Source organism: Teichococcus deserti (assembly GCF_001982615.1).
GTDB classification, from domain to species: Bacteria; Pseudomonadota; Alphaproteobacteria; order Acetobacterales; family Acetobacteraceae; genus Pseudoroseomonas; species Pseudoroseomonas deserti.
In genome coordinates, this window is record NZ_MLCO01000550.1 from 1 (window position 1) to 2183 (window position 2183).

The window sequence follows — 2183 nt, forward strand, 5'->3', positions numbered from 1 at the left end:
GCCGCTGGCCTTCACGCCGCAGGGCGAGGGCCGGTTCCGCGCGGCGCTCCCGGTGCCGCGGCCCGGGCAGTGGGACGCGCGGCTGGTGATGACCGGGCCGGGCGGCCGCGAATTCGACCTGCGCCGGCGGCTGGGGCTGCCGTGACCCTGCTGGCCCCCGCCGAGACCTCCGCGGCCTGCGCCCATTGCGGCGCCCCGCTGAGCAGCGGGGGCCTGGGCAGCGAGGCCGGCCGCTTCTGCTGCCGCGGCTGCCAGGCGGCGGCGGGGCTGGTGGCCGGGCTCGGCCTCGACGCCTTCTACCGGCGCCAAAGCACCGCCGCCGGGACGCTGCGCCCGGCCGAGGCGCTGCCGGATACCGATTTCTCGGCGCTCGCCATCCCCGAAAAGGGCGGCGCCCAGCGGCTGGAGCTGATGCTGGCCGGCCTGTCCTGCGGCGCCTGCGTCTGGCTGGTCGAGCAGGCCCTGGCCGCCGAGCCCGATGTGCTGCGCGCCCGGGCCAGCCTTTCCGCCCGGCGCCTGACCGTCGCCTGGCGGGGTTCGCCCGCCCGGGCCAACGAGCTCGTCGCGCTGATCGCAGCCCTCGGCTTCCGCGCCGCGCCCTGGTCGCCGGCCTGCCTGCGCGCGACCGAGGATGCCGAGGGCCGCGCCTTGCTGCGCGCGCTGGGGATCGCCGCCTTCGGCATGATGAACGTCATGCTGGTCTCGGTCGCCGTCTGGGCCGGCGGCGACATGGGCGAGGCCACCCGCGCGTTGATGCATTGGCTGGCGGCCCTGGTCGGCCTGCCGGTGGTGCTCGTGGCGGGGATGCCCTTCTACCGCTCCGCCTGGCGCGGGATCCGGGCGGGGCGGCCGAACATGGACCTGGCGGTGTCGCTCGGCGTGCTGGCCACCACGGCGATGAGCCTGTCGGAGACGCTGCGGAACGGCCCCTATACCTGGTTCGACGGCGCCACCGCCTTGCTGGCCTTGCTGCTGGCCGGCCGCGTGCTGGACCGCGCCGCCCGCCGCCGCGCCCGCCAGGCGGTGGCCGAGCTGCTGGCACTGCAGGACGGCACCGTGCAGCGGATCGACCCCGACGGCCGCGTCGCCCATGCCCCGGCCGGGCAGCTGCGCGCCGGCGACCGCCTGCTGCTGGCCAGCGGCGAGCGGCTGCGGCTGGACGCGGCGCTGGACGCGCCCGAGGCCCTGCTCGACACCGCCGCCACCACCGGCGAAAGCCTGCCCCGCCGCTTCCTGCAGGGTGAGCCGGTGGCCGCCGGCGCCGTCAACCTCGGCAACCCGGTCGCCATGCGGGTCACCGCCGCCGCGGCCGACGGGTCGCTGGCCGCCATGGCGCGGCTGCTGGAACGCGCCGAGCAGGCGCGTGGCCGCTTCGTGACGCTCGCCGACCGGGCGGCGCGCTTCTACGTGCCGGTGGCGCATGCGGTGGCGGTGGCGACCTTCCTCGGCTGGTGGCTGTGGATGGGGGTGTCGTGGCAGGCGGCGCTGGTGCCGGCCGTCGCCGCGCTGATCATCACCTGCCCCTGCGGCCTCGCCATCGCCGTGCCTGCGGTGCAGGTGGCGGCCTCCGGCGCGCTGTTCCGGCGCGGAGTGCTGGTGGCCTCGGCCAGCGCGCTGGAGCGGCTCGCCGGCGCCGATTGCGCCGTGCTGGACAAGACCGGCACCCTGACCGAGGGCCGCCCGACGTTGTTGGAAGAACCCGGCCGCCCGGCCTCGGCCCTGCGCGAGGCGGCCGCCATCGCCCGCGCCTCCCGCCACCCGCTGGCCCGCGCCCTGGTCGCCGCCTGCCCGGAGGCCCCCGCCGCGCCGGAGGGGGTGGAAGAAATCCCCGGCCAGGGGCTGCGCGCCGGCGCCACCCGCCTGGGCAGCGCCCCCTTCATCGGCCTGGCGCAGGAGGATGAAGGCCTGACCCTGTGGCTGGACCGCCCCGGCCTGTCGCCGGTGCCCTTCCGCTTCGCCGACCGGCTGCGCCCCGATGCCGCCGCGACCGTCGAGGCCCTGGCCGGCCTCGGCCTGCCCGCCGAGCTGCTGTCCGGCGACGCCGCCCCCGCGGTCGAGGCGGTCGCCGAGGCCACCGGCATCGGCCCCTGGCAGGCCCGCGCCACCCCCGCCGCCAAGGCCGAGCGGATCGCGGCGCTGGGCGTCGCCGGCCACAAGCCGCTGATGGTGGGCGACGGCATCAA

2 protein-coding genes are annotated in these 2183 nt (G+C 78.0%); both read left to right on the forward strand.

The window, feature by feature from the left end; genetic code table 11:
• Positions 1-4 precede the first annotated feature (4 nt).
• Complete coding sequence (locus BKE38_RS33895) at positions 5-145, forward strand: FixH family protein (protein WP_367596588.1); 141 nt, start codon at positions 5-7, stop codon at positions 143-145.
• Positions 142-2183, forward strand: a 2042-nt coding sequence (locus BKE38_RS29980) for a heavy metal translocating P-type ATPase (protein WP_076960707.1), incomplete at its 3' end; no start/stop codon positions are given. The genes BKE38_RS33895 and BKE38_RS29980, both read left to right, overlap by 4 nt.